The organism is Streptomyces sp. HUAS 15-9 (genome assembly GCF_025642155.1).
Taxonomy (GTDB): Bacteria; Actinomycetota; Actinomycetes; order Streptomycetales; family Streptomycetaceae; genus Streptomyces.
The window spans coordinates 355,025-381,014 of sequence record NZ_CP106798.1 but is presented as its reverse complement, the minus strand read 5'-3'; the positions used below and the strand labels follow the sequence as shown (position 1 = coordinate 381,014).

23 protein-coding genes and 1 pseudogene are annotated in these 25,990 nt (G+C 70.2%); 18 read left to right on the top strand and 6 right to left on the bottom strand.

The window, feature by feature from the left end; translation table 11 throughout:
* Positions 1 to 53: 53 nt before the first annotated feature.
* A complete protein-coding gene (locus N8I87_RS01575) occupies positions 54 to 1,727 on the top strand; it encodes a glycoside hydrolase family 13 protein (protein ID WP_263204875.1) in 1,674 nt (557 codons plus the stop codon).
* 91 nt (positions 1,728 to 1,818) lie between these two features.
* Here N8I87_RS01575 and N8I87_RS01570 read toward each other — a convergent pair whose 3' ends face one another.
* Together N8I87_RS01570 and N8I87_RS01565 are read right to left on the bottom strand one after the other, a co-directional pair.
* Positions 1,819 to 3,111, bottom strand: coding sequence for a phosphatase PAP2 family protein (locus N8I87_RS01570; protein WP_263216263.1), 1,293 nt, complete (start codon positions 3,109 to 3,111; stop codon positions 1,819 to 1,821).
* Positions 3,112 to 3,453: 342 nt separating this feature from the next.
* Entirely contained in the window at positions 3,454 to 4,575 is a 1,122-nt protein-coding gene (locus N8I87_RS01565; protein WP_263204874.1) for an MBL fold metallo-hydrolase, read from the bottom strand.
* A 54-nt stretch (positions 4,576 to 4,629) separates the two neighbouring features.
* Here N8I87_RS01565 and N8I87_RS01560 point away from each other — a divergent pair, with 54 nt between their 5' ends.
* Positions 4,630 to 5,466: an SMI1/KNR4 family protein gene (locus tag N8I87_RS01560; protein WP_263204873.1), complete on the top strand. Its 837-nt coding sequence runs from the start codon at positions 4,630 to 4,632 to the stop codon at positions 5,464 to 5,466.
* Between the two features lie 212 nt (positions 5,467 to 5,678).
* Here N8I87_RS01560 and N8I87_RS01555 read toward each other — a convergent pair whose 3' ends face one another.
* Together N8I87_RS01555 and N8I87_RS01550 are read right to left on the bottom strand one after the other, a co-directional pair.
* Complete coding sequence (locus N8I87_RS01555; RefSeq protein WP_263204872.1) at positions 5,679 to 6,719, bottom strand: AraC family transcriptional regulator; 1,041 nt, start codon at positions 6,717 to 6,719, stop codon at positions 5,679 to 5,681.
* A 12-nt stretch (positions 6,720 to 6,731) separates the two neighbouring features.
* Positions 6,732 to 7,274: pseudogene (locus N8I87_RS01550) on the bottom strand (MFS transporter); the annotation flags it as partial.
* Here N8I87_RS01550 and N8I87_RS01545 point away from each other — a divergent pair.
* The 7 genes from N8I87_RS01545 to N8I87_RS01515 all read left to right on the top strand — a co-directional run bounded on the left by N8I87_RS01545 (position 7,164) and on the right by N8I87_RS01515 (position 17,596).
* Positions 7,164 to 7,577 (top strand): ester cyclase, encoded by a 414-nt coding sequence (locus N8I87_RS01545; RefSeq protein ID WP_263204871.1) that lies wholly within the window; start codon positions 7,164 to 7,166, stop codon positions 7,575 to 7,577. The pseudogene N8I87_RS01550 and the gene N8I87_RS01545 sit on opposite strands and share 111 nt — an antisense overlap.
* A 124-nt stretch (positions 7,578 to 7,701) precedes the next feature.
* Positions 7,702 to 8,847 (top strand): molybdopterin-dependent oxidoreductase, encoded by a 1,146-nt coding sequence (locus N8I87_RS01540; RefSeq protein WP_263216261.1) that lies wholly within the window; start codon positions 7,702 to 7,704, stop codon positions 8,845 to 8,847.
* Complete coding sequence (locus N8I87_RS01535; RefSeq protein WP_263204870.1) at positions 8,844 to 9,245, top strand: hypothetical protein; 402 nt, start codon at positions 8,844 to 8,846, stop codon at positions 9,243 to 9,245. Before N8I87_RS01540 ends, N8I87_RS01535 begins: the two co-directional genes overlap by 4 nt.
* Positions 9,246 to 9,351: 106 nt before the next feature.
* On the top strand, positions 9,352 to 10,134 hold the full coding sequence (locus tag N8I87_RS01530) for a class I SAM-dependent methyltransferase (RefSeq protein WP_317633436.1): 783 nt from the start codon (positions 9,352 to 9,354) through the stop codon (positions 10,132 to 10,134).
* A gap of 107 nt (positions 10,135 to 10,241) precedes the next feature.
* A complete protein-coding gene (locus N8I87_RS01525) occupies positions 10,242 to 12,776 on the top strand; it encodes a SpoIIE family protein phosphatase (protein WP_263204869.1) in 2,535 nt (844 codons plus the stop codon).
* A gap of 46 nt (positions 12,777 to 12,822) precedes the next feature.
* Positions 12,823 to 16,446 carry a sodium/proline symporter PutP gene (putP, locus tag N8I87_RS01520; protein ID WP_263204868.1) on the top strand — a complete coding sequence of 1,208 codons (3,624 nt, stop codon included), beginning with the start codon at positions 12,823 to 12,825 and terminating at the stop codon, positions 16,444 to 16,446.
* A 121-nt stretch (positions 16,447 to 16,567) separates the two neighbouring features.
* Positions 16,568 to 17,596 (top strand): 6-phosphofructokinase, encoded by a 1,029-nt coding sequence (locus N8I87_RS01515; protein WP_263204867.1) that lies wholly within the window; start codon positions 16,568 to 16,570, stop codon positions 17,594 to 17,596.
* Between the two features lie 15 nt (positions 17,597 to 17,611).
* On the opposite strand, the gene N8I87_RS01510 is transcribed toward N8I87_RS01515, so the two are convergent.
* Positions 17,612 to 18,472 (bottom strand): universal stress protein, encoded by an 861-nt coding sequence (locus N8I87_RS01510; protein WP_263204866.1) that lies wholly within the window; start codon positions 18,470 to 18,472, stop codon positions 17,612 to 17,614.
* A gap of 142 nt (positions 18,473 to 18,614) precedes the next feature.
* Here N8I87_RS01510 and N8I87_RS01505 point away from each other — a divergent pair, with 142 nt between their 5' ends.
* The 6 genes from N8I87_RS01505 to N8I87_RS01480 all read left to right on the top strand — a co-directional run bounded on the left by N8I87_RS01505 (position 18,615) and on the right by N8I87_RS01480 (position 22,516).
* The gene (locus tag N8I87_RS01505) at positions 18,615 to 18,974 is read left to right on the top strand and encodes a zinc ribbon domain-containing protein YjdM (protein WP_317633435.1); all 360 of its coding nucleotides are present in this window, start codon (positions 18,615 to 18,617) and stop codon (positions 18,972 to 18,974) included.
* Positions 18,975 to 19,143: 169 nt separating this feature from the next.
* Positions 19,144 to 19,485 carry an ArsR/SmtB family transcription factor gene (locus tag N8I87_RS01500; RefSeq protein ID WP_263204865.1) on the top strand — a complete coding sequence of 114 codons (342 nt, stop codon included), beginning with the start codon at positions 19,144 to 19,146 and terminating at the stop codon, positions 19,483 to 19,485.
* Positions 19,482 to 21,206 carry a SulP family inorganic anion transporter gene (locus N8I87_RS01495; RefSeq protein ID WP_263204864.1) on the top strand — a complete coding sequence of 575 codons (1,725 nt, stop codon included), beginning with the start codon at positions 19,482 to 19,484 and terminating at the stop codon, positions 21,204 to 21,206. Before N8I87_RS01500 ends, N8I87_RS01495 begins: the two co-directional genes overlap by 4 nt.
* On the top strand, positions 21,203 to 21,610 hold the full coding sequence (locus N8I87_RS01490) for a pyridoxamine 5'-phosphate oxidase family protein (RefSeq protein WP_263204863.1): 408 nt from the start codon (positions 21,203 to 21,205) through the stop codon (positions 21,608 to 21,610). The genes N8I87_RS01495 and N8I87_RS01490 overlap by 4 nt, the downstream gene beginning before the upstream one ends.
* A 3-nt stretch (positions 21,611 to 21,613) precedes the next feature.
* On the top strand, positions 21,614 to 22,051 hold the full coding sequence (locus N8I87_RS01485; protein WP_263204862.1) for an ATP-binding protein: 438 nt from the start codon (positions 21,614 to 21,616) through the stop codon (positions 22,049 to 22,051).
* Between the two features lie 51 nt (positions 22,052 to 22,102).
* Positions 22,103 to 22,516, top strand: a complete 414-nt coding sequence (locus N8I87_RS01480; protein WP_263204861.1) for an STAS domain-containing protein — start codon at positions 22,103 to 22,105, stop codon at positions 22,514 to 22,516.
* Positions 22,517 to 22,592: 76 nt separating this feature from the next.
* On the opposite strand, the gene N8I87_RS01475 is transcribed toward N8I87_RS01480, so the two are convergent.
* Positions 22,593 to 22,778 carry a hypothetical protein gene (locus N8I87_RS01475; RefSeq protein WP_263204860.1) on the bottom strand — a complete coding sequence of 62 codons (186 nt, stop codon included), beginning with the start codon at positions 22,776 to 22,778 and terminating at the stop codon, positions 22,593 to 22,595.
* A gap of 214 nt (positions 22,779 to 22,992) precedes the next feature.
* Between N8I87_RS01475 and N8I87_RS01470 the strand changes: the two genes are divergently transcribed.
* The 3 genes from N8I87_RS01470 (at position 22,993) to N8I87_RS01460 (ending at position 25,988) form a co-directional block, all read left to right on the top strand.
* Positions 22,993 to 23,343 (top strand): ArsR/SmtB family transcription factor, encoded by a 351-nt coding sequence (locus tag N8I87_RS01470; protein WP_263204859.1) that lies wholly within the window; start codon positions 22,993 to 22,995, stop codon positions 23,341 to 23,343.
* Positions 23,344 to 23,475: 132 nt separating this feature from the next.
* Positions 23,476 to 23,958, top strand: coding sequence for an NADH-quinone oxidoreductase subunit B family protein (locus N8I87_RS01465; RefSeq protein WP_263204858.1), 483 nt, complete (start codon positions 23,476 to 23,478; stop codon positions 23,956 to 23,958).
* The gene (locus N8I87_RS01460; RefSeq protein WP_263204857.1) at positions 23,955 to 25,988 is read left to right on the top strand and encodes a proton-conducting transporter transmembrane domain-containing protein; all 2,034 of its coding nucleotides are present in this window, start codon (positions 23,955 to 23,957) and stop codon (positions 25,986 to 25,988) included. Before N8I87_RS01465 ends, N8I87_RS01460 begins: the two co-directional genes overlap by 4 nt.
* The last annotated feature ends 2 nt before the right edge of the window (positions 25,989 to 25,990 follow it).

The following is a 25,990-nucleotide window of genomic DNA, read 5'->3' as shown; positions in this document are numbered from 1 at the left end:
ACCCCGGGCGGCACGCCGTCCTGCCCTCATCCTCCAAGGAGTAACGCAGCCGTATGTCCGGTACCGCACCGTGGTGGCGCAGCGCCGTCATCTACCAGGTCTACATCCGCAGTTTCGCCGACGGGAACGGTGACGGTGTCGGTGACATCGCCGGCCTCCGCTCCCGCCTGCCCTATCTCAAGTCCCTCGGCATCGACGCCATCTGGATCAACCCGTGGTACAAGTCACCGATGGCGGACCACGGTTACGACGTCGCCGACTACCGCGAGATCGACCCGCTGTTCGGCACCCTGGCCGAGGCCGAGCAACTCATCGAGGAGGCGCACCGGCACGGGATCCGCGTCATCCCCGACATCGTGCCCAACCACACCTCCGACCGGCACGCGTGGTTCCGGGCGGCGCTGACCGCTGGACCGGGCAGCCCCGAGCGGGAGCGCTACGTATTCCGGCCCGGCCGGGGACCCGGCGGCGCCGAACCACCCAACGACTGGGTTTCGTGCTTCGGCGGCCCGGCCTGGACCCGACTGCCCGACGGGGACTGGTATCTGCACCTGTTCGCCCCCGAGCAGCCGGACCTCAACTGGGAACACCCCGAGGTGCGGGCCGAGTTCGAGTCGGTACTGCGGTTCTGGTTCAGCCGGGGGGTGGACGGGTTCCGTATCGACGTGGCCCACGGACTCGTCAAGGACCCCGAACTGTCCGACCTGCCGCCCCGCCAGGAGCAGGCCCGGCCGGGTCCGCCCGTCTCCCGCGAACCCGCGCGGGAGCAGGCCCGGCAGCACGTCGATCACCCCCACTGGGACCGTGACGAGGTGCACGACATCTACCGCGCCTGGCGCAAGGTGGCCGACGAGTTCCCCGGTGACCGGTCCTTCGTCGCCGAGGCATGGGCCGACACCCCTGAGCGGCTCGCCGCCTACGTCCGCCGGGACGGCCTGCACACCGCCTTCAACTTCGACTTCCTGATGTCGAGTTGGAACGCGAAGGATTTGCGCGCCGTCATCGACGACTCCCTTGCCATGCTCGGCGCGGTGGGCGCACCGGCCACCTGGGTCCTGTCCAACCACGACGTCACGCGCCACCCCAGCCGTTACGGCCGTGGGACGGTCAAGCAGTGGGTCGCCAACGAGCCCTACCGGCCCGAAGGCCCCCTGGACCTCGAACTGGGTACGCGGCGCGCCCGCGCCGCCGCCCTGCTGATGCTCGCCCTGCCCGGCGGCGCCTACATCTATCAGGGCGAGGAACTCGGCCTGCCCGAGGTCGAGGACCTGCCGGAGGCGGTGCTGCAGGACCCCATCTGGGAGCGGTCCGGACACTCCGACCGCGGGCGCGACGGCTGCCGGGTACCGATCCCCTGGTCCGGCCACAGCGCCCCGTTCGGCTTCAGCCCCGAGGACGCTGCGGCCGCCCCCTGGCTGCCGCAGCCGGCGGGCTGGGGGGGGCGGAGCGTGGCGGCGCAGACCGGGGACGCGACGTCCATGCTGGAGCTGTACCGCACGGCCCTGCGCCTGCGCCGCGCACACCCCGCTCTCGGCGACGGCGGCTTGACGTGGCTGGACGCCCCGACCGGAGTCCTCGCCTTCCGGCGCGAACCGGGCTTCGTCGCCGCGGTCAACCTGGCATCCACGCCCTACCGGCTCCCCGACCACACCACGGTCCTGCTCGCCAGTGGCACCGTGGAGGGCGGCCTGCTCGCGCCCGACGAGGCAGTCTGGCTCGCCGTGTAGCCGTTCACCTGTCCCACAGGTCCGCTGCGTGCCCCGCTCAGACTTCCGGGGCACGCAGCCGAGGGTTCGCCGACCAAGCGGCGGAGAGCGGTTACGGAACAGCCCCGAGTTCGGGTTGCAGTTCCGCTTGCCGTACTGGTACGGCCTTCGGTTCCCACAGCTTGGTGGTCCGTACATAGCCGTAGATCACCGACGTCATCGCCAGAATGAGAAGCGGGCCGAACACCAATGGATACCTGGCCATTTCCATCGGCAGATAGCGATACGACAGCAGGAGCGCGGCGAAGACCGTTGTGCCGTAGGCGACCAGCTGGATTCCCGACCGCTCCCAGCCACGTTCCTGCAAACGCAGTGCCGACTCGATGGTGAGCGTGAACACCACGCCGGCGACGAGATCCGCGCCGTAGTGGTAGCCGAAGCCGAGCGTTGCGCCGAGCGTGGCAATCAGCCAGAACGTGCCCGCGTGTCGCAGAGCCCGTGGCGCCTTGCGGGAATGAATGAAGATCGTGGTGGCCCACGCTGTGTGCAGGCTGGGCATGCAGTTGCGTGGGGTGATCTCGTCGAATCCCATCGGGTGCGGGGCATTGACCGGCGGCGGCGTGCCCGGCCACAGGTCGGCCAACGCCCAGTGCCCGCCGTCGGCGCCGTAGGCGAAGACCGGTCCGACCACCGGGAAGAGCATGTAGATGCCGGGCCCGAGGAGGCCGATCGCCAGGAAGGTGCGCACCAGATGGTGGCGCGGGAACCGGCGCTCGGCCGCCACGTTGCGCAGCTGGTACAGCGCGATGATGACGGCGGCCACGGCAAGCTGGCCGTAGACGAAGTCGAGCACATGGGCGCCGATCGGACCGGTGGCCCCGACGAACCGGCCCACCAGCCACGACGGATTGCCCAGTGCGTGATCGGCGATCGCCACGTACTGATCGAGCACCGTCGGGCGGGACTTCGACGTGATGAGCAGCCAGGTATCGCCGGTCTTACGGCCGGCCACCAGCAGCAGGGCCAGCCCGACGCCCTTCAGCAGCAGGACACGTTCCTGGCCGGTGCGGCGAGTGAGGGCGATGACCGCATATCCCAGGACCACCCACAACGCGCCGTTGCCGAAGGGATGGCCCTCGGTCAGCTCGGCGCCGACCGCCCACCGCACCGACAAGAAGACGACGTCGATGCCGATCGCGACACCGGCCGCGACGAACCGCTGCCGCCGGGGTAGCACCACCATCATCAACCCCAGGCTGGCGTACAGCAGGAACCCCGACTTGGGCGGGAATATCACCTCTCGCACCTGATTGGTCATCGGCCCTGGGAGGCCGTAGCGACGTGCGGCGATCTCCAGAGCGATGAGGAATCCGAGGGCCACCGCACCCGCGCCGGTCCACAGGATCGCCCGTGGTCGACGCCATGCGGCGAACGGGATTCTGCTCTTTATTTGTGAAAACACCCGGGATGCTATTGATATCAACTGTTTGGCCAGTTTTGTTAGAAGTCGGTAACTAGGGGTTGTGTCGTACCAGATGGCATGGGTTTCGGTGAAGGGCGGACAAGAGCGATCATCGTGAGTTAGAACATGTTAACGGGGGAGAGCGCGAGGGTGGCGCTGGTATTACGGTCACGACCATGGTCGCTCAGACGGCGACGCTCGTGGGTGTCTCGTCGTCCATGGCTCAAACCGGATCACGGCCCGTGAACGAGGGAGTCCCCTGCCAGGGTGCGCCGATGCCATCGATCAACCGGACAACCCTTCGCGGACGGTGATGCTGCCGAACGCATCCAGCAGGTGGACGATGATGCCATCAGCTTCGGCGCGGGCGAGCACGGTGTCGAATGCGGCGGGTGTGTCGTCGATCAGTTTGCGGTGCAGCGGAAGGCCCTCGCGTGCCGGGCGGAAGAAGTCGTTCCAGTGGGTGGGGATGACAATGGCGGGTTGCACGGCGCCGATGGTTGCGTCGAGGAACCCCTCGCTGAAGCGTTGTCCGGCGCGTCCGAGACCGCCGATGCCGAGGAACAGCGCATCGGCGTGAACTCCGGTGAGCGTGCCGGGGATCCAGTTCGCCGAACCTTTGAACAGGATGCTCGTCTCCGGTGTCGCCACGAGGAAGTCGTAGGTTCCGCCCTCCTTGTATGCGCTGATGGGCGCAGGTTGCGGCAGAGGCTCGTCGATGGTCGCGCCCTCACCGCCCATCGGGTTGGGGGAGTGTTTGGAGACGATGGTGCGCACAGTGAAGTTGCCCACCTCGACCGGATTCTCCGGGTCCAGGAGTGCCAGGCGGTCCTCGGGGACGTTGCCGCCCCTGGCGATGTTCAGCGTGGACGGTGAGCCGTGGACGGTGGCTCCCGTGCGGGTCGCGATGTAGGCGACGTCCAGCGCGTGGTCATGGTGGGAGTGGGAGATGAAGATGGCGCGCACGCGATCGGCCCCCACTTTGTCGAGCGCGGCGTCCACTGCGTTGCGGTCGGTGGAGACCGGCCGCCCGAGCGCGGCGTCGAGAAGCGCGGCCGGGGTGATGAACGCGTCGATGAGAATCTGAGTCGTGCCGTCGTCGACGAGCATCATGGTGGTGCCGAGCGAGGTCACCTTGACCGAGTTTTCGTCCGGTGCACCGGGATCATCCACGAGAAGGTCTCGGTAGTCGTCGAGGTCTCCAGAGCGGCGGACCTTGGTTTGCCACACCACACCCAGGGCCACGGCGGTCGTCAGCTTCAGCGCGAGGGCGATCGAGAGGACGCGGTGTTGCCGCACGGCTCCGACCAACCGTGTTCGTAGACCCGGGGTGAACCCGCTGGTGCGTGGCATGAAGTCTGTCTCCTTGCTCATCCTCGCGGCGCTGTCGAGACGGGTGCCCGCCATGATGCCTGCTTCCCGCTGCTGGGGATGTCAGCGGCATGGGCTTGACTGGCCGCCATGGGAATCAGCGCATTCGTCGACAGCGTCTGGCGTGGAATCGAGGGCAATCCCCCTGGTCGGGACCGCCCCGTCATCATGGAAGCCCCGCAAGGCACGGATCTGCATGAACTTGTCGCGGAGATCGGTTCGTGGGCAGGGCAGCACCGGAACCTGGCAGCGGGCGCGTTCGTCGATCCGTCGCTGACCGAACGTACCGGCCTGCCGCTGGTCGAGCCTTTTGGGGCAGGGGAGTTGTTCGAGATGCGGGGCTGGGGCTACCGGAACCGCTGGGTCGGGTGCGGCATGGTGACCTCCCCGCAGGGGCCCCGTACGGTCGCCGTGATCGCCCACCGCGAGGACCCGGCGCTCGCAGGTTTCCCGGAGAGCGCGTCCTGGGCAGAGAAACTGCGCATCGTCACCGGCTGGGAACTGATACCCGGGCCCCGCATCGACTGGCCCACGATCGAGGCCGACCTTGGCACACGGCTGCCCAGCGACTACAAGGAGATCGTCGATCTGTTCGGTGCGGGCAGCTTCGACGAGTACGTCGAGTTTGCCGTGCCCCGCGATTCCGGCGCCGGCCGCAACCCGTGGAAGAGTGACGGATTCGACCCGGCACGCGGCGGACTCCTGCCTTTCGGCTGGTCCGAATACGAGCTCCTCATGTGGAGGACGGGCGCGACCGATCCCGACTCGTGGACCGTGGTCACGCAGTCCCATGACGGCGACGATCAGGGATTCGATTGCGGGGCCGGTGAGTTCATTCTGCGCATGCTGACAGATGTGCAGCTGGGACACTCCATGAGCCACGCCTCCGGCCACTTCTTCGTGAGCCATGGCGAGCCGGACTTCTGAGAGCGATCACTGAGTCGGCGTGATCCCGGACCTGGGGCCCGCAGGTGGTGGGTGCGGCGCCTGTCTCGCGCAGTGCGTCCGCTGTCCGGCGGCATGGGTCCACGGGCGGACCGACGCCGCCGGACCGGGGCGCCGTTGTGCTCTGGGCGTACCAGGGCACCCCCGTGGCCCTGGCACGCCGTCGGGCACGTGGGCCTGTTGAGCGACCGGGATCAATGATGCGTGAGTGCGTCGAGGGTTGTCGTTCGCACAGCGTCCACGGCCGTGTGCACACCGTCCACGGCTGGTCGGTTCAGCGCCTGGTCCCGCAGCTCACTGGGTGCCATGCCATGCGCGGCACGGAAAGCCCGGGTGAAGTCGCCGGGGCGGGAGTAGCCCCAACGGGCGGCCACGGCGTGGACGGGGAGCGTGCGCAGGCCGGGGTCGGCGAGGTCTCGGCGGGCGTTGGCCAGCCGCTGGTCGCGTATGTACGAGGCCACGGTCAGGCCCTCGTCCCGGAAGAGGCGGTACAGGTAGCTGCGCGAGATGTGGTGGGCCGCCGCGATGTTCGCGGGGGTCAGCTCCGCATCGCCCAGATGCCGGCGGATGAAGGACTTGATGCGCAGGGTCAGGGTGCGGGCGTGAGTCTCGGGCGGCAATTCCGGCTCCGCGTCGAGGGCGTGGGCGAAGACGGCGGTGACGAGATCGGTGACGACCATGCCCAGCCGCTCCGCGTCGGCTGCCCGGTACGAGGAAGTGTCCGAGGTCAGTTGCACGAGCATCCCCGCGAGCAACGCACCCATCCCCTCCCGGCCGGACACCCGGTGTCCGACCACCCGGTCCGCACGGCCGGCCGGGAGATCCAGGGCCGCGCGCGGTATCTCCACCCCGACGATGGTGACCGGTTCGTACCCGGTGGATATCTCGTAGGACCGGGACGAGTAGTTCACGTGGAAGTCGTTGAGCCGGTACGCCACCTGCTGCCGGCCCCAGCTCGCCACGGCGTCTCCGTGCCGCAGCAGGGACAGGTGGAACACCTCCGGGTCGGACCGGCGCACCAGCCTGGGCGTCCGGCGGAAGACCAGGTGGTCGAAGGTCGCGGGCCACACAGTCACGTCGCCCAGCCCGATCACGCGCTGGTGTCCCCGGTAGTCCGCGGTGCGCTCGCTGCTCAGCTGCATCGGCGCGTGGGTGCGGCCCAGTTGCTCCGACCATGCCTCGAAGCGGTCGTTCGCCGGCAGATCCTGAGTGGTGAAGACGGTTTCGGACAACACGGTGGTAGTCAATCACGTCCTCTGCGATGGAAGCCGACACGCAGACGGGACCGCCGACTCCGGCGGGGTGGGAAGTGTCCGCCCCAGGCGGGCGAGTGGGGACAGGGCCATCAGCGCCGGCGACAGCAGCATGCCCGCGGCTGTTGCCAGGAGGCTGGTGCGCGTCCCCCACACGTCCGCGAGAAAGCCGCCGAGCAGCGAGCCGAGCGGGGTCAGCCCCATGCCGACAAAGTTGATCGTCGCGGCCGCGCGGCCTTGCATCCCGTCCGGAGCGACGGTCTGCCGCACGGCCATGACCGTGACATTCACCAGCTGGCTGAAGGTCCCGAAGACGAAGTTGACCGCAAGGAGCGCGGGAACCGTCACCGCACAGGAGCCGTGCAGTGCGGGCAGCGAAAGGAACACACCGTCGCTGAGTGCTGCCGCGGACACGAGCACAGCGCCATGTCCGAAGCGGCTCGGCAGGCGGGCGGCCAGCAGCGAGCCCAGGAGCGCGCCCGGCCCCGTCGCCGCGAGTGCCAGCCCGACGGCGGTGCCCGACAGATGCAGGTCGCGCCGGTACCGATGGGTGCGACGGGAGCGGAGGCACTGAAGCGGGTGTGGCAGGTGCTCCTGCGCGCGTTCCCCGACATCCACGTCGCCGTCGAGGAGACGATCACGGAGGGCGACAAGGTCGTCTCCAGGAACACGGTGACCGGGACCCACCGGGGTGAGTACCAGGGCCTGCCGCCGACGGGCAAGACCGTCACCTACAACGAGATCTTCATCTTCCGCTTCACCGACGGGCGGATCACCGAGATCAGGGGCGTCGTCGACGTCCTCGCGCAGCTGCGCCGGCTCGGCGTCTTCCCGTCCTGACGAGGCCCGAGAGCGCCGACGCCGTGCGGCGGTCCGCCCAGGCGGACGAGCGAGGACCGGAGGCCGGAGACGTCCCTGTTCCGTAAGGGATCAAATGTTCCGAAACGGCCTCGTGGCCAGTGGGATGGAGGGTATGAAACTGCGTGTCTCTCCGCCGGTGTTCAAGGGCAGGCTGCACGATGCCCGCACCGCGACCTCGATCGGTCGGTGGCTGGGTGTGGCGTTCGTCGTGTGCTTCGTCACCGGTCTGATCAGCCATGTCATGCAACATCCGCCGAGTTGGGCGACCGACGACATTCCGAGCCGTCCGGCATGGGGCTATCGGGTCACCCAGGGCCTGCATGTCGCCTCCGGCATCGCGGCGATTCCGCTGCTGCTGGCCAAGCTGTGGACCGTGTATCCGCGCTTGTTCGAGTGGCCGCCGCTGCGGTCGGTACGGCACGCGCTCGAGCGGCTGTCGGTCGCGGTGCTGGTCGCCGGGGCCGTCTTCGAGCAGGCCACAGGGCTGCTGAACACGGCCCAGTGGTACCCGTGGCCGTTCTCGTTCGTGCCGGTGCACTACGCGGTGGCGTGGCTGGTGGTGGGGGCGCTGGTCCTGCACATCGCGGTCAAGGCGCCCGAGATCCGGGCGCACTGGAGCCGATGGTCGCCCGGGACTCTCGCCCTGCCCGCGCAGGACGGTCCCGACCGGCGGTCGCTCCTGGCAGCGGTGGGCGCGGCCGTCGGGGCCGTCACGCTGACCACGGTGGGTCAGTCCTTCACGCCACTGAAGGACTTCACCCTCTTCGCGCCCCGCCATCCGGACCACGGCCCGCAGGCCCTGCCCGTCAACCGGACCGCTGCGGCGGCCGGAGTCGGCCGGATCGCCGACGAGGAGTACCGCCTGGTGGTGGCCGGGCCGCGGTCGTACACCCTGACGCTGGACGAGCTGCGTGCTCTGCCCCAGCACAGGGTGGAGCTCCCGATGGCCTGCGTGGAGGGCTGGAGCAAGTCGGCGCAGTGGACGGGCGTCCGTATCGTCGATCTGCTGGAGCGGGCGGGCGCGCCGCCGCATGCGCGCGTGAGGGTGGTGTCGTTGCAGCTGCGCGGCGGCTACCGGGTGTCGGAGATGGGGCACGAGCACGCCCGCGACCCGCTGACCCTGCTCGCCCTGCGCCTGAACGGAGAGCAACTCGACCCCGACCACGGCTACCCGGCGCGCCTCATCGCCCCCAACCGTCCGGGCGTGCTGCAGACCAAGTGGGTGGGCCGGCTGGAGGTGCTGGCATGAAGGTGACGCGCTACCTCACGGGTGCGGTCGGCGTGGCGCTGATGGGCGTCGGCGCGTGGCTGCTGCTCGACGTCCGTGACGTGACGGACGTACTGGTCTGGCTGGGCGGGGCGATCGTTCTGCACGACACGTTGATCGCGCCGTCGGCGCTGCTGGTCGGGCTGGTACTGGTCCGCGGTGGCGCGCGCGGGCCGGTCCGCGGGGCGCTGCTGGCCGCGGGCACGTTGACGGTGGTGGCGCTGCCGGTTCTGCTGCGCCCGGGGCCGCGCGCCAACGCCTCGGTGCTTCCGCTGGATTATCCGCGCAACTGGCTCATCGCGCTGGTGGCCGTGGCCGCGGTGACGGCCCTCGTGGTTGCCGTGCGGGGGTTCACCCGCAGCCGACGGCCACCGTCGTGAGGGCCGCCGTATCCCAACTCTGGGGATGTTCGAGGCACGGCGACGTCAGCGGTCCGTAAGAACACCAAATCCCTTATGCCCGCTTTGTGTTCGTAGGGTGAGTGGGGTGATCGAGACATCCCCCTTCCTTGTGGAGCCCTTCGTCGCCGAGCCCGGTGAGCCCTGGTCGGACGACCCCTACGCCCGTGCTCTGCGTACCGGAAGCGGTCCGCTGTACCTGCGCCGTATGGCGCCACGCACGCTCGGGGCGGCGGAACTGCTCCCCCTGGACGTGGAGCGGTGGTGCGCCGCCCCCGACACTGCCGACACCGGCGTGCTGCACCGCTGCCTCGGCCCTGTCCTGGACGTCGGCTGCGGACCGGGACGCCTGGTGGCCGCCCTGGCCGCGCGCGGCGTGCCCGCACTCGGCGTGGACATCAGCCCGGCCGCCGTCGCCAGGACCCGGCGCCACGGCGGAACCGCCCTGCGGCGGTCCGTCTTCGACCGCCTGCCGAGAGAGGGCCGCTGGGGCACCGTCCTGCTGATGGACGGCAATGTGGGGATCGGCGGCGACCCGGTGGCGCTGCTCGTGCGCATGCGGGGCCTGGTCCGCCCCGGCGGCCGTCTGCTGGTCGAGGCGGCAGGCGACGATGTCGACGAATGCCTCACCGTCCGCGTCGAGGACGCTCACGGGCGGCACGGGCGGCCGTTCGCCTGGGCCCGCGTCGGCACGACCGCCCTGCTGGATGCCGCCGGCGCTTCCGGCTGGACTCTCACCCGCCGGTGGACGACCGGCGGCCGCCCCTTCGTGGAACTCCACCGCCCGAACCCGGGGCCCGACGAGCCGTCCCCGGCCCAGGAAGCGCACTCCACAGGACGTCGGGCCCTCCGCGACGCCGCCGCCTCGTGAGCTCGCCGCACCCGCGAACTGCCGGAGGGCCGGGGAGGAAGTCATCGATCAGAGCACTTAGGGTATTGGTGAAGATTTAGCTATTTGTCTACATGAACGAGTGTTCCGTGACGGAAGAGCAGCAGACGCCCGAGTTGCCTGGCGCACTTGGCACAGAGCAGGCCGCGGACCTGCCGTACCAGCAGTCCGCCCTGGACGCTGCTCGGGCTGTGGCTCAGGGCGCAGCCGTCGTGGCCGCTGTGCTGGGCGCGTCGGGTCTGTCCGGCTGGATCCTCGGCATCGACGTCCTGAGGCGCGTGCCGGGGGCCGACACGACCATGAACGCGAACACCGCCGTGGCCGTGCTGGCACTCGGCGTTTCCCTGTCCTTGGTGACTCGCGGATGCGTCACCCCGTGGATGATCAACGTGGCCCGTGCGGCAGCGGCCCTGGCCGCCTTGATCGGTGGGCTCACCGCTGCGGAGTACGTGACCGGTGTGGGTCTGGGCATCGATGAGCTGCTCTTCAGGGACGACACGATGCGGGTGGCGACAGAGGTGCCCGGACGGATGGCGCCCAATACGGCTCCGGCGCTGATGCTGGGGGGAGTGGCGGCTCTGTGCGCGAGCACGTCCCGGCTTCCCGCCTGGACCTGTCAGGTTCCGGGCCTGGCCGTTCTCACACTGGGAATGCTGCGGCTGTACGGGTTCGCGTACGCCGTACCCGCACTGGAACGGTTCGGCGCCTACAAGGGCATGGCCCTGTACACCGGCCTGGCGCTGGTACTGCTGGGCATCGCCGCCTTCCTCGCCCAGCCGGACCGGGGTCCTGCCGGACTGCTGATGAACGCGGGTACGACGGGGGCGCTGGGACGCCGGCTGTTCGCCACCGTCCTGGTCGTACCGCCGCTGCTGGGCTGGCTCGTTCTGGCCGGTGAGGACGCGGCACTGTTCGGGACGCGTCTGGGTACCGCCCTGCTGGTGTGCGGGCACGTGGCCGTGTTCGCCGCGGTCATCTTCTCGGCGTTGGTCGTGGGCCGCCGTATCGAGGTGGCGCACGCCCGTGCGGAATGGCAGGTGCGACAGAACGAACTGCTGCAGGCGTTCATGGACCACACACCCGCGGTGGTGTTCATCAAGGACCTGGACGGGCGCTACCTGGCGGTCAACACGACGTTCGAGGAGAGCCTGGGCCTGTCCCGCGAGCGGGTACTGGGCCGCCGGGACCGGGATGTCATGCCGCACGGGCTCGCGCGTCAGGCGCGGGCCGCAGACCTCGCCATGCTGGTACGGGGCGTCCCTGTGCAACGGGAGGAGCAGTTCGTCCTGCCGGGCGGTCCACGGGACTTCCTCACGAGTCTGTTCCCGCTCAAGACCCCGTCCGGCAGGCCCTATGCGGTATGCGGCGTGGTCACCGACATCACCGAACGAGTCGCGGCCCAGCGCGAGGTCCGGCGGGCCAACCGGCGCTTCCTCGCGCTGCTGGAATCGGCGCCCGACGCCACGCTGATCACGGATGGCCGAGGCACCGTCGTCATGGCCAATGCGCAGGTGCAGTCATTGTTCGGTCGTACGGCCACCGACCTCCTGGGCACCGACATCGTGGACCTGGTCCCCGGCCCGCGGCGCCGACGGCACAAAGCCCTCCTCCATGCCTACCTGCGGCAGGCGGACCCGAAGCCGATCGTCCTGGACCAGGGTCTGTTCGGGCTGGACGGTGCCGGCGGTGAGTTCCCCGTCGAGGTGAGCCTCAGCAGCCTCCAGGCCGAAGAGGAGACGCTCGTGTTCCTGACCGTAAGGGACATCACCGAACGCAGACAGGCCGAGGCCGAACGCGCCGAGCGCTACGAGGAGCATCGACGCATCGCCTACACCCTGCAGCACAGTCTCATGGGCGAGCCGTCCCGTCTGCCCTACTTGCCCAGCGCCCACCGGTACCGGGCGTCCGTCCAGGACCCCGGAGTCGGCGGCGACTGGTTCGACATCATTCCCCTGGACCGAGTGCGTACCGGCGTCGTCGTCGGCGATGTGATGGGCCGGGGCCTGGAGGCGGCTGCCGTCATGGGCCAGCTGCGTGCGGCCTCCCACGCGCTCGCCCGCACGGGCATATCGCCCAGCCGTCTCATGACCGGTCTGGACGCGTTCGTCGGCGACCTGGCGGACCAGCTCGTCACCTGCGTCTACCTGGTGATAGACCAGAGTGCCCACGAGGTCACCCTGTGCTCGGCGGGACACCCGCCGGTCATCGTCCTGCCCCCCGACGGGCCCGCTCGTCTGCTGCACGCACCGGTCGGTGTGCCGCTGGGCGTCAACGATTCGTGCGGCGGCGACGTGCCGTTCCGGCAGACGACCCAGCCACTGCAGCCGGGCACCACTCTCGCGCTCTACACCGACGGACTGGTCGAGAGGCCCGGTACCGACATCGAGGCCCAGATCGACATCCTCGCCCACACCCTCAACGACGCGCTGAAGGGCGCTCCCACAGATCCGGACAGCCTCGACCAGGCCGCGGAGCGGCTGATGAGAACCCTCGTCCCGGACACGACCACGCATGACGACGACGTGACCCTGCTCCTGATCGGGCTGCCCGAGCCCGATCGCGAAGACTCCCGCAGCATGCGTGTCCGCCCCGGTGCGGGCAGCACCGACAGCCGGTATCGATGAAAATCTGTACCTTTGTGTAAGAGGAGCTACGGCTCTCAGGTGTGCGATGGTCGCGCCCGTACTCATGAACCTCGCAGGCGAGGACAACATGGTCGAGTTGAGTGCGCCGATCGTGGCCATATTCCTCGTGTATGTGGCCGTCATGATCGGAACAGGAGTCTGGGCCCGCAGCCGCACTCGTACCTTCGCCGACTTCGCTCTCGGGGGCCGCAGACTCAGGGCATGCGTCGCCGCGCTGTCCGCAGGAGCCAGCGACATGTCCGGCTGGCTGTTCCTCGCGTTTCCCGGCGCGGTGTACGCGGCCGGCGTCGGCGCCGCCTGGATCGCGGCCGGTCTGATGCTCGGTACCTATCTCAACTGGCTGTTCGTCGCGCCCAGGCTGCGCACCTACACCGAGCGGGCGGGAAACGCCGTGAGCCTGTCGGCCTATCTGGAGGAGCGGTTCGAGGACCGCACCCGGATGCTCCGGATGGTCTCGGCGGCGGTCACGCTTGTGTTCTTCACCGTCTACGTCGCCAGTGGGCTGGTCGCCGGCGGGCTGCTGTTCGAGCACATCTTCGGCGTCGGATTCGGGCTCGGAGCGACCCTGACCGCCCTGGTGATCGTCGTCTACTCATGCCTGGGCGGCTTCCTCGCCGTGAGCCTCACGCACGTCATGCAGGCCACGCTGATGTTCCTCGCCCTGCTCGTGCTCCCCGTCGTCGGCATCGGAGCGCTCGGCGGCCTCGGCGCACTGCGCGACACCCTCAACAGCAAGTCACCCGGCCTGCTGGACATGGGTGCCAGTGTCGACCTCACGGACGGACGGTGGTCGGCAGGCGGGTCGCTCGGCGTGGTCGCGATCACCTCCCTGCTCGCCTGGGGTCTCGGCTATTTCGGTCAGCCGCACATTCTGGCCCGTTTCATGGGCATCCGCAGCACTGGTGCCATCCCCACGGCCCGCCGTATCGGAACAGGGTGGGTCATCGTCGTGCTGACCGGCGCCACGCTCGTCGGCCTGGTGGGCATCGCGCAGAGCGGCGCGCCGCTCAGCGACCCGCAGACGGTGTACATCACGCTGAGCCGGACACTGTTCGATCCCTGGGGCGCCGGGGTGATGCTGATCGCCGTACTGGCCGCGATCATCTCGACCGCGGACAGCCAGCTCCTCGTGTCGTCCGTCGCTCTCACGGAGGACTTCTACCGCGCGTTCCTCAACCGGCGCGCCTCGGACAGGGCACTGGTGTGGGTCGGTCGCGCCGCTGTGGTCGTCGTGACCGTGGTGGCCTTCGCGATCGCGCTCAGGGGCGACGGGTTGCTGGGCATCGTCGCCTATGCCTGGGCAGGCTTCGGAGCCGCCTTCGGGCCGGTCGTCCTTCTCTCTCTGTACTGGCCGCGCATGACGTGGGCCGGAGCCATGGCCGGGATCGTGTCGGGTGCGGCGACCGTGCTGCTGTGGAAGAAGATCAATCCGCTGCTCGGCCCCCTCGAGTCGGGCGTGTACGAAATGGTCCCGGGCGTCCTGGTGGCCACGGTCGCCGCGCTGGTCTTCGGCAGGTTCGTCGGCCGGCCCCCGAAGCGGGCCTTCTGGCGCATGCCGGGCGGCGGGGTGAGCCAGCTGATGCTCACTCCCTTCCTCACCCACGCGCCGGTCGGCATCGCCGTCCTCGACACGGACCTGCGGTACGTGTGGGTGAACGAGCCGCTGGACCGCCAGATCCCCCTTGAGCGACGGCTGGGCCGGCGGATGGCGGAGGTACTGCCGAAGGGGGAGGCGGAGGCCTTCGAGGAGAAGATGCGTGAGGTGCTGGAGACCGGGGCTTCGGTGATGGACTTCGAGTACCGCGGCCCCAGTCACGTGGACCCGGATGCCGGCCGTGCGATCTCCGCCTCCTTCTTCGCGATGAAGGACCGTCACGGCCGGAACGTGGGTGTCTGGTACATGGTCATCGACGTCACCGAGCGCTGGCGGGCGCAGGAACGTCTGGCCCTGCTCAACGACGCTGCCGCCCGCATCGGCAGCACCCTGGACGTGACCCGGACCGCGCAGGAACTGGCCGACGACGCCGTGCCCTCCGTCGCCGACTTCGTCGCCGTCGACCTGCTGGACTCCGTCATGAGGGGTGAGGAGCCGGCCCCCGGGCCGGTCGGTATGGCGCCCGTCATCCGGCGCGCGGGGCAGCAGTCGGTGCGTGAGGGCTGTCCCGAGGCGACTCTGGCCGTGGGGGAATCGGTCCGGCGCGCGCCCTTGTCTCCCGTGACCCGCTGTCTGCTGGAGAGCAGGACCCTGGTGGAACGCATCCTGGACCACACGGCCAGCCCCTGGGTGACCGAGGACGAGTCACTGGGCGCCTCCCTCCTCGGTTACGACTTCCGATCGGTGATGGTGGTTCCGGTGCGGGCACGCGGCGTCACCCTGGGCGTGGCGACGTTCGCCCGTTCCCGGCGACTGGGCCCCTTCGAGGAGGACGACGTACGTCTCGCCGAGGAACTCGTCTCCCGCGCCGCGGTGTGCATCGACAACGCGCGCCGATTCACCCGCGAGCGCACCGCGGCCCGTTCCATGCAGCGCTACCTGCTGCCCCAGGACCTGACCGGAGGATCCGCTCTTGAGGTGGCGTCGTGGTATCTCCCGGCGGATGCCCCCAGCGGTGTGGGCGGCGACTGGTTCGACGTGATTCCGCTCTCCGGCGCACGGGTCGCCCTGGTCGTCGGGGACGTGGCCGGGCACGGCATCAACGCGGCGGCGACCATGGGACGCCTGCGCACCGCCGTACGCACGCTCGCCAACCTCGACCTGTCCCCGGACGAACTGCTGGCTCATCTGGACGACCTGGTCATCGGCCTCATGGGGGCGCACGACAGTGATGCCTCGACGGCGGCCGAGGGCGCGGCCGCGGGCACGGCCTTCATGGGAGCCACCTGCCTGTACGCCGTCTACGACCCGGTCAGCAGGCGGTGCACGCTGGCCCGGGCAGGTCACCTCCCGCCCGTGGTCGTCGGTCCCGACGGCGGCGCCGAGATCCCGGACCTGCCCGCCGGACCGCCACTCGGCCTCGGGTACCTGCCCTTTCAGTCCGTCGAACTGGAGCTGGCCGAGGGCACCCTCATCGCGCTCTACACCGACGGCCTCATCGCGTCCTTCGACCGGGACATCGACGTCGCACTCTGCCGGCTGACCGATGTCCTCGCGGCACCCCGTCCGGCATTGGAGGAGACGGGCCGCAAGGTGATCGACGATCTGCTGATCGGCCCGCCGTCCGACGACGCGGCACTGCTCCTCGCCCGGACCCATGCCCTGGCCCGGGACCGGGTCGTCTCCTGGGATCTGCCCAGCGATCCGGCCACCGTCGCGCACGCCCGCGGCCTCGCCGCCCGGCAGCTGACGGAGTGGGGCATATCCGATCTGACGTTCACCACGGAGCTCATCGTCAGCGAACTGGTCACCAACGCCATCCGCCATGCGAGAGGACCGGTCTGCCTCCGCCTGATCCGGGACCGCAGCCTGATCTGCGAGGTCTCCGACGCCAGCAGCACCTCGCCACGCCTGCGCCATGCCCGGACCACGGACGAGGGCGGACGGGGTCTGCTGATCGTGGCCCAGCTCGCCCGCCGTTGGGGCACCCGATACACGACGACGGGCAAGATCATCTGGTCCGAACAGGCCATTCCGGACGACGCCGTCGCCTAGCGACCTCGAAGCGGTACCGGGTCCGCGAGGTCGCCGAGCGGAGCACACCGTGCGCTCCTTCCCGGGTGGGTTCAAGCTGGAGACAGATCTCCATACGGGCACTGGGCAAGGGAGAGCAATCATGCGGGTGGGAGTGCTGACCGGGGGCGGCGACTGCCCCGGGCTCAATGCGGTGATCCGCAGTGTCGTACGCAAAGGCGTACAGGAGTACGCCTGGAAGTTCGTCGGGCTTGTCGACGGGTGGAGCGGCGCGGTCAAGGACGTGACCATGCCCTTGGACGTCCAGGCCGTGCGCGGCATCCTTCCGCTGGGCGGCACGATTCTCGGCTCCTCTCGCACCAACCCCCTGCGGCTCGACGACGGCATCGACCGCATCAAGAACACGCTCGGCGGGCACAAGATCGATGCTCTCGTGGTCATCGGCGGCGAGGACACGCTCAGCGTCGCGACCGCACTGTCCGATGCCGGGGTCAACCTGGTCGGTGTGCCCAAGACCATCGACAACGACGTCAGCGGCACCGATTACACCTTCGGCTTCGACACTGCCGTCAGCATCGCGACGGAGGCCATCGACCGCCTGCACACCACCGCGGAGTCCCACAAGCGCACGCTGGTCGTCGAAGTGATGGGACGCCACTCCGGGTGGATCGCTCTGCATGCCGGCGTCGCCGGGGGCGCGAACGCCATCCTCATCCCGGAAGTGGAGTTCGATCTCGATCAGGTGTGTGCCTGGGTGGAGAAACGCTTCGAGATCAACTACGCCCCCATCGTCGTCGTGGCGGAGGGGGCCGTGCCCAAGGCCGGGCAGATGGTGGTCAAGGACGAGTCGCGCGATGAGTTCGGGCATGTGCGCCTGTCCGGGATCGGTGACTGGCTGGCCCGGCAGGTCGAGCACCGGACCGAGAAGGAGGCCCGCACGACGGTTCTCGGTCATGTGCAGCGTGGTGGCACGCCGAGCGCGTACGACCGGTGGCTCGCCACACGCTTCGGTCTGCACGCCGTGGACGCGGTCAAGGACGGCGACTTCGGCACGATGATGGCGCTGCACGGCACGTACATCACACGTATCCCGCTCGCTGACGCGACGAAGGCGACCAAGCGGGTCCCGCAGGAGCTGTACACGGAGTTCGACGTCTTCTTCGGCACCTGACGCCGCCACATGGCGTCACCCGTGCGGTACGACGACCACCGGGCAGCGAGAGTGATGCAGGACGGCGTGGGCCACCGGGCCCAGCCGCCGCTCCGCCGCCCGCGGGCCCGAGCGTCGGCCGAGGACGAGCAGATCGGCCCGCTGGGAGGCGTGTACCAGGGCGTAGGCCGGGTGGAGGAGGACGACATCAGGCAGCACCGTGACGTCCGGATACTTGTCCTGTCGGCCTTCGAGCACATCGGACAGACGTTGGACCTCCTCGTCCTCCCACGCTGCCCGGTCTTCTTCGGGCACTCCGTGCGCACTCCACGGAGCGGGGCCGGAGAGGGACCACGCGTACAGGGCACGCAACCGGGCGCCGCGGAGCTGAGCTGCACTGAACGCGAAGTCCAGGGGTGGCCCGGCCGCGTGCCACGCGTCGGCGCCGACGCACACCTCGGCATCGTGGGCAGCCGCGGGCGGGTTCCCGGGCACGATCGCGACGGCGCAGGAGGCGGTGCCCGCCGTCGCCAGCGCCGTCGAGCCCACGACGAGACCGTCGAACCCGCCATCCCCTCGTGCCCCGACGACGAGCAGTTCGGCCGTCTCGGAAGCCGAGAGCAATGCGGGCGCGGCCGAATCGGCCATCTGTACGACGCTCATCGCCACGCTGGGATACCGACCGGCCAGGTCGGCCTGCGCACGATGGAGCAGTTCCTCGCCTGTCTGCTGCCAGGTCAAGGCAACCGGCCCATCGGCGGACTCACGGACGGGGGCGGGCGCGGCGTGCACAAGACGTAGCGGGAGGTCTCGAAGGGCCGCCTCCCTGGCCGCCCACTCGGCCGCGACGAGACTTTCTCGGGAGCCGTCGATCCCGACCACGACAGAGCGGGTCATCCCGTACTCCTTCCCGGCACTGCCGCGTGCCGCTCCTCGTGACCATTGTGAACGCGGAACCGCGGTGACACCCCCCGAGCCGGCCGTGCCGCCGAGGACGACGGCGTCCGTCTCGGCCTGCGGAGCCGGATACGCTGGAGGGATGATCGAGAATCTTCCCCCCTGTCCGAAGTGCAAGTGTGAGTACACCTACGAGATGAACGCCTTGGTGGTGTGCCCCGAGTGCGGCCACGAATGGGTTCCCGCCGAGGCCGGTGCCGAGGGCGGCGACGTCGCCGGAGAGCGCGTCGTCAAGGACGCCGTCGGCAATGTGCTCCAGGACGGCGACACCGTGGTGGTCGTGAAGGCGCTCAAGGTCAAGGGCAGCCCCTCCGGGATCAAGGCCGGGACCAAGGTGCGCAACATCCGGCTGGTCGACGGGGTTGACGGCCATGACATCGACTGCAAGGTCGACGGTTTCGGAGCGATGCAGCTCAAGTCGAGCGTGGTCAAGAAGGCCTGATCCTCCCGAGCGGGGGCCCCTGGAGGGTTTGTCCGGGGCGCCACAGGATGCAGAATTGCAAAAGTTCGCAATTGGTTAGATGCTGTGTTTGCTGCGTTCGCAGGTAGCCGCGGGCGCAGCCTTTCGCGTCTGCCCCCGCAGTGGGGTCTCGTAGGGAAGCCGAGGAGTCGTGTCCGTTCCGCTGTACCAGGCCAAGGCCGAGTTCTTCCGGATGCTGGGGCATCCCGTGCGGATACGAGTGCTGGAACTGCTCCAGGACGGGCCGATGCCGGTGCGGGACCTGCTGGCCGCCATCGAGGTGGAGGCTTCGGGTCTCTCGCAGCAGCTGGCCGTGCTGCGCCGCTCGGGGATCGTCACCTCGACGCGTGAGGGCTCGACGGTTGTCTACGAACTGGCCGGCGGCGATGTCGCCGATCTCATGAAGGCCGCGCGGCGGATCCTCACCGAGATGCTGGCGGGGCGGACCGAGCTGCTCGCCGAGCTGCGGGAAGCCGAGGTCGTTGCCCAGTGACCTCGGCATTCGGCCGGGCCTGGGCCCGGATCATGGTGTTGCTGCCGAACCGTTCCGACCTCGCGGAGATCCGGCGCGACCCGCGCCGCGACCTGCTCGCCGGTCTGACCGTCGCGATCGTCGCGCTGCCCCTCGCGCTCGGCTTCGGCGTCTCCTCCGGCCTCGGCGCCGAGGCGGGCCTGGCGACCGCCGTGGTCGCGGGAGCGCTCGCCGCCGTGTTCGGCGGATCCAACCTGCAGGTCTCCGGCCCGACCGGAGCCATGACGGTCGTGCTGGTGCCGATCGTCGGTCAGTACGGGCCGACCGGAGTGCTGACCGTCGGGCTGATGGCGGGCGTGCTGCTCGTCGGTCTGGCGGTGCTGCGGGCCGGGAAGTACATGCAGTACGTGCCCGCCCCGGTGGTCGAGGGCTTCACCCTCGGGATCGCCTGCGTGATAGGCCTGCAGCAGATCCCGAACGCGCTGGGCGTGCCCAAGCCGGAGGGCGACCGGGTGCTGGTGGTGACCTGGCGGGGGGTGGAGGAGTTCGCGAAGGCTCCGAACTGGACGGCGGTCGGCTTCGCCGTCGCGGTGGCCGCGGTCATGCTGATCGGTGCCCGATGGCGGCCGACCGTGCCGTTCTCGATCGTCGCGGTGATCGCGGCGGCGATCGTGGCACAGCTGGCCCACCTGGACGAGGCGAAACCGATCGGCGACCTACCGGCGGGACTGCCCGTGCCGTCCCTGTCCTTCCTCGACCTCGGCTCGGTGGGGAACCTGCTCGCTCCCGCCGTGGCGGTCGCGGCCCTCTCCGCCCTGGAGTCCCTGCTGTCCGCCTCGGTCGCGGACGGCATGACGGTGGGGCAGAAGCACGACCCCGACCGGGAGCTGTTCGGACAAGGACTGGCCAACATCGCCGCCCCGCTGTTCGGGGGCGTGCCCGCGACCGGCGCCATCGCGCGCACCGCGGTCAACGTCCGTACGGGCGCGGGCTCCCGCCTCGCCTCCCTCACCCACGCCGCCGTTCTCGCCGTGATCGTCTTCGCGGCGGCGCCCCTCGTCTCCCGGATCCCGCTGGCCGCGCTCGCCGGTGTCCTGCTGGCCACCGCGATCCGTATGGTCGAGGTCGGCTCGCTGAAGGCCATGGCGAGGGCGACCCGCTCCGACGCGCTCATCCTTGTCCTGACCGCCGTGGCGACGCTGGCCCTGGACCTTGTGTACGCCGTCATCATCGGCCTCGTCGTGGCCGGCGCCCTCGCCCTGCGCGCGGTGGCCAAACAGGCGCGCTTCGATCAGGTGCCGCTCGACCGGGGCGACCACAGCGCCGAGGAGCACGCGCTCCTGGCCGAGCACATCGTGGCGTACCGCATCGACGGCCCGCTGTTCTTCGCCGCCGCCCATCGCTTCCTGCTGGAGCTGACCGAGGTCGCCGACGTCCGCGTCGTCATCCTGCGCATGTCCCGGATCTCCACCATGGACGCCACCGGCGCCCTGGTCCTCAAGGACGCGGTGGAGAAGCTGCACCGCCGCGGCATCGTCGTCCTGGTGTCGGGCATACGCGCCGGACAGCGCCAGGTCCTCGACTCCGTCGGCGCGCTGGAGTCGCTGAGCGCCGAGGGCCGCGAGTACGCCTGCACCCCCGACGCGATCCGGGCCGCCCGTGACCATCTGGAGTGCTCCGGCGTCCTGCCCGTCCTTCCCGTACCGAACCCCCGAACCCCGAGCGAGGAAGCCCTGCGATGAGCACTCTTCCCGCCAACCTTCGTATGGTCGAGGTCTCCGGTGCGGAGGCCCTGTGGCTGCTGGAAGGCAGCAGTCTGGGGCGGCTGGTGTACGCGCAGCGGGACCTGACCGTGATCCGGCCGGCTCGGCACGTATGGGAGTACGGCCGCCTGGTCGTCCGTGCGCCGGCCCCCGCCTCGGCGGTGTCGACGACGGCGACGTACCAGGTGGACGACATCCGCGCCGTGTCCGGCACCGGCTGGACGGTCACCGTCTCCGGAACGGCCGAGGTGGTCACGGACCCCGATGAGGCCGCCCACTACCGGCGCAGCCTGACCGGCTGGGCGCACGGCCCGCACGACACCCTGCTGCGCCTGCACCCCAAGACGGTCACGGGCTTCCGTCTGGCCCGCGGGGAGGCCTGAGTGATGTCGACACAGCTGGAAGCCCTGCCCTACCGGCACGTGCTCACCCTGCCCGCCGAACCGTCCGCCGTACGCATGGCCCGCGAGACGGCCGAGCAGGCACTGGTCGAGTGGGGGATCGGGCTGCGTCACCCCACCGTGGACCCGGCCCTGCTGATCCTCGCCGAGCTGGTCACCAACAGCGTGCGGCACGCCGCCCTGGTCTCCCCGCAGTTGACGGTGATCTACGCGGCGGGCCGGGACTGCCTGGCCCTGGCCGTCCACGACCGCCACCCGTACCAGCCCCCGTTGTACGGGTCGGTCACCAGCACGGGCACGGGCACCGGCACCGGCGGTCTGGCGACCGTCATGGAGCTCACGCTCGGCCTCGGCGGCACCGCGGTGGTCCGCGCGGATGCCGACGGCGGCGGCAAGAGCATCTGGATCACCCTCCCCCTCTGAACCCCGGGCAGCAGACTTCGACTGCCCACCCGCGCAAGGAAGTTCACCACCATGACGATCGACTGGCGCTACACCGTCGAGGACAACTTCGGCATCCTGTCCGTCGCCGGATACCTGGGCCCCGACGCGGTCCGGCGCTTCACCGGCGCGGTCGGCTGGGCGCTGGCGCGCGGCACCGGCCCGGTCGTCGTCGACCTGACCGAGCTGCGCAGCTGGTCGGCGGAGGGACAGCTGGCGATCACCGAGGCCGCCCGACGCCTCAAGGACGCGGGCCGCAGCCTGGAGCTGGCCGCGATTCCGGCCGATGGGTCACTCGTCCCCACCGGGGACGGCCCGCCGATCCCGGTCCACCCCGATCTGGCCGCCGCGCTGGCCGTTCACGGCCCGGAGCGCGCGGAACAGGCGGAGGGGCGCCAGGAGTGGCGCACCACAGGATGGCCGGCCGGACAACAGGCAGGCGAGTGACCTCTTCGGCTCGACCCTGGGCGAAAGCGCCGTCGCCGTCCCGTACGGGCGCGACGGCGCAGGCATCGTCCTCGGTTCAGCCGCCGTTGCGCCGGGAGGCCGACTGATCGGGGTGGCCGCCCAGGGACAGCTTCAGCAGCCGGGTGTTGCCGCAGCGGGGGCAGGAGCCGCCCGGGGCCAGGGCGGTGGGCCGGCACTTGAGCCGGCAGGCGGGGCACTTGTGCCAGATGACGCCGGTGCCGCGCAGCGGGGTGATCCTCACGTAAACCTCCCTCATACGACCTCAGCAGTTGCTAATCTTAGCAATTGCTGAGGTCGTCACCTCTGGGTCGAGTGGCTCTCCTGCTCAGTGCGGGTTCGGCCTGGCCGGGGCCGCACGTGAGGATGGGCCGCATGTTGTTGACGAACGGGTGGACGGTATGCGCCGAGGCACGGCCGACGGGGCCGTGCCGATGCACCGGGGAGGTGACGGCACGGTGAGCACGCCGCTGTATCAGCTCAAGGCCGAGTTCTTCAAAACCCTCGGCCACCCGGCCCGCATCCGTGTCCTGGAGCTGCTGAGCGAGCGCGAGCACGCGGTGTCGGAGATGCTTCCCGAAGTGGGCATCGAGCCCGCCCATCTCTCGCAGCAACTGGCCGTGCTGCGGCGGGCGAACCTGGTCAGGACCCGCAAGGAGGGCCTGAGCGTGTACTACTCGCTGGCCAGCCCGCACGTTGCCGACCTGCTCCAGGTGGCCCGCACGATCCTGTCCGGAGTACTGGCCGACCAGGCCGAACTCCTCGCCCATCTGCAGGCCGCGCGGGGCGAGGGAAAGCCACCGCCGTAGCCACGGCCTCCTCCCGAACCCGTACGAGTTCGACCAAGCACGCAAAACCACGGCAAAGCACCGTAACTTCACTCGCGGGATGGCGCGTTGGTCAACTCGCAGACAAGTCCGCACCGTGTCAGGGAGGGGCTCATGGGCCTGTTGCGCAAGATCCGCACCACCGGTCGGGTGGCCGAGCCCGCACCGCCGCCCCCGGAGGGTGAAGTCCTCGACCAGGCAAGGGAGTTCGGCGGATCGGTACAGGTGCGGTGCGTGGACGCGGGCTCCTGCAACGGCTGCGAGATCGAGATCACCGCGGCCTTCAACCCGGTGTACGACGCCGAGCGGTACGGCGCCCGGCTGGTGGCCTCGCCCCGGCACGCGGACGTGGTGCTGGTGACCGGGCCCGTGACCCGGAACATGGCCGAGCCGCTGCGGCGCACGGTGGCCGCGACGGGCGAGCCGCGGCTGACGATCGCGGTGGGGGACTGCGCGATCAACTGCGGGGAGTTCGCGGGCGGGTACGGCGTCGAGGGCGCCGTCGCCGACGTCGTACCGGTCGACCTTGCCGTGCCCGGGTGCCCGCCCGAGCCGGGCGAGATCGTGGCGGCGCTGCGCAGAGTGACGGGAAGGTGAGCGTGATCCCGGCCGCCCTGGCGACGGCAACGGCACTGGGCGGCGCGGGCGCGCTGGCCGGGTTCGGGCTGCCGTATCGGCTGCGCGTGCCGGTCGTGGGAGTGCTGACCGCGGGCGTGGGGATCGGTGGTAGTACGGCGGGTGTGGCCGCTCTGGGCGGAAGCCGCCGGTCGGCCGACTTTCCCGGGCTGCTGCCGCTGGCAGGGTCGTATCTGGCGGTGGATGCGCTGGCGGGCCTGTTCATGGCGGTGGCGGGCGCCGTCGTGGTCGCGGTCGCGGTCTACGGCATCGGCTACGCGGCCGGGCACGGCCGGCACGGACTCGGCTCGCGGACGGCGCAGGCGGTGCTGCCGCTGTTCGCGCTCACCCTGGTGCTGGTGCCCGTGGCCGCGTCGGTGTCCACGTTCCTGCTGCTGTGGGAGCTGATGGCGCTCACCTCGCTGATGCTGGTCCTCGCCGAACACCGCGAGCGGGCCTCGGTGCGGCAGGCCGCCGTCTGGTACGCGGTGATGACGCACCTCGGCCTGGTGCTGCTGCTCGCCGGGCTCGCGCTGTTCGCCGCCGAGGCGGGCGGCGAGACCTTCACCGCACTGCGAGCGGGCGTACACGCCGTCTCGCCGACGATGCGGGGACTGGTCTTCGTACTGGTGGGACTGGCGTTCACGTCGAAGGCGGGCGCGTTGCCGCTGCACGCCTGGCTGCCCCGGGCCCATCCCGAAGCACCCAGCCCCGTCTCGGCGCTCATGAGCGCGGCCATGGTCAATCTCGGCGTCTACGGCCTCGTCCGCACCGGCCTCGACCTGCTCGGCGGCGGTCCGGCGTGGTGGTGGCTGGCGGTGATGGCGGTCGGCGGGGCCAGCGCGGTGTACGGCATCCTGCAGGCGGCGATCGCCTCCGATCTGAAGGTGCTGCTGGCCTACTCGACGAGCGAGAACATGGGCCTGGTCCTGATCGGAGTCGGGGCCTGCGGGCTGTTCGCCGCCTACGGCAATCAGCCGCTGGCCGCGCTGGCGCTGGCGGCGGCGCTGCTGCACGTGGTCAACCACGCGGCGTTCAAGGCCCTGTTGTTCTGCGCGGCCGGATCCGTACTGCGCGCCACCGGCCGACGGGACCTCGACCAGCTGGGCGGACTGCGCGCGCGGATGCCGGCCACCGCCGGACTGTTCGCGCTGGCCGCACTCGGAGCGGTGGCGCTGCCGCCGGGCAACGGGTTCATCAGTGAGTGGCTGCTGCTGCAATCCCTGATCCACGGACTGCAGGTCCCGGGCATCGCGGTGGCGGTCGTACTGCCCCTGTCGGTGGCGCTGATCGCACTGTCGGCCGGCGTCGCCGCCGTCGCGTTCGTCAAGGCGCTCGGAGTGGGCTTCTTCGCCCGGCCGCGCAGCTCATCGGCGCAGAACGCGCGGGAGGCGCCGCCCCTGATGATCGCCGGGATGGGACTGCTCGCCGCCGCGTGCGTGACGCTCGCGCTGGTACCGGGGCTGCTCGGCGACGGTCTCGACCGGGCCGTGAGCGCGGTCGGGCTGCCGGGCACCGGCGCGGTGTCGGGCGGCGGAGTGCGGGTGCGGCTCGCCGACATCTCCGCGTCCCTGTCACCGGTATGGGTCGTGGCCGCCCTCGCCGCGGCACTCATGCTGGCCGCGGCACTGCCCCGGCTCCACGGCCGCCGTCGCCGCCGGGCGAACGCCCGGTTGTGGGACTGCGGCGGCGGGGCACCGACGGCGCGCATGGCATACACCGCGACCTCGTTCGCCGAACCGCTGCAACGGGTCTTCGACGACGTCCTCGCCCCCGAACAGGACCTGAACGTCACGCCGGTGCGCGAGTCTGCCTACCTGGTGGAACGGGTGCGCTTCCAGCGCCGGGTGCCCGACCGGATCGAACACCGGCTGTACGAACCGGTGTTGTCCGCCCTGGCGGGCACCGGACGGGCCGCCCGAAGGCTGGCGAGCGGCAGTGTCCACCTCTATCTCGGCTACGGCTTCGTCGGCCTGGTCGTCCTGCTCGTGGCGTTGGTGGTGGGCTGGTGAGA

What these genes read in the sequence shown, in the direction of transcription:
- N8I87_RS01575 (WP_263204875.1), top strand. Translation starts at nt 54, where the DNA reads ATGTCCGGTACCGCACCGTGGTGGCGCAGCGCCGTCATCTACCAGGTC.
- N8I87_RS01565 (WP_263204874.1), bottom strand. Translation starts at nt 4,575, where the DNA reads ATGGCGGGCACCCGTCTCGACAGCGCCGCGAGGATGAGCAAGGAGACA.
- N8I87_RS01560 (WP_263204873.1), top strand. Translation starts at nt 4,630, where the DNA reads ATGGGAATCAGCGCATTCGTCGACAGCGTCTGGCGTGGAATCGAGGGC.
- N8I87_RS01545 (WP_263204871.1), top strand. Translation starts at nt 7,164, where the DNA reads ATGTCCGAAGCGGCTCGGCAGGCGGGCGGCCAGCAGCGAGCCCAGGAG.
- N8I87_RS01540 (WP_263216261.1), top strand. Translation starts at nt 7,702, where the DNA reads ATGGAGGGTATGAAACTGCGTGTCTCTCCGCCGGTGTTCAAGGGCAGG.
- N8I87_RS01535 (WP_263204870.1), top strand. Translation starts at nt 8,844, where the DNA reads ATGAAGGTGACGCGCTACCTCACGGGTGCGGTCGGCGTGGCGCTGATG.
- putP (WP_263204868.1), top strand. Translation starts at nt 12,823, where the DNA reads ATGGTCGCGCCCGTACTCATGAACCTCGCAGGCGAGGACAACATGGTC.
- N8I87_RS01515 (WP_263204867.1), top strand. Translation starts at nt 16,568, where the DNA reads ATGCGGGTGGGAGTGCTGACCGGGGGCGGCGACTGCCCCGGGCTCAAT.
- N8I87_RS01510 (WP_263204866.1), bottom strand. Translation starts at nt 18,472, where the DNA reads ATGACCCGCTCTGTCGTGGTCGGGATCGACGGCTCCCGAGAAAGTCTC.
- N8I87_RS01505 (WP_317633435.1), top strand. Translation starts at nt 18,615, where the DNA reads ATGATCGAGAATCTTCCCCCCTGTCCGAAGTGCAAGTGTGAGTACACC.
- N8I87_RS01490 (WP_263204863.1), top strand. Translation starts at nt 21,203, where the DNA reads ATGAGCACTCTTCCCGCCAACCTTCGTATGGTCGAGGTCTCCGGTGCG.
- N8I87_RS01485 (WP_263204862.1), top strand. Translation starts at nt 21,614, where the DNA reads ATGTCGACACAGCTGGAAGCCCTGCCCTACCGGCACGTGCTCACCCTG.
- N8I87_RS01480 (WP_263204861.1), top strand. Translation starts at nt 22,103, where the DNA reads ATGACGATCGACTGGCGCTACACCGTCGAGGACAACTTCGGCATCCTG.
- N8I87_RS01465 (WP_263204858.1), top strand. Translation starts at nt 23,476, where the DNA reads ATGGGCCTGTTGCGCAAGATCCGCACCACCGGTCGGGTGGCCGAGCCC.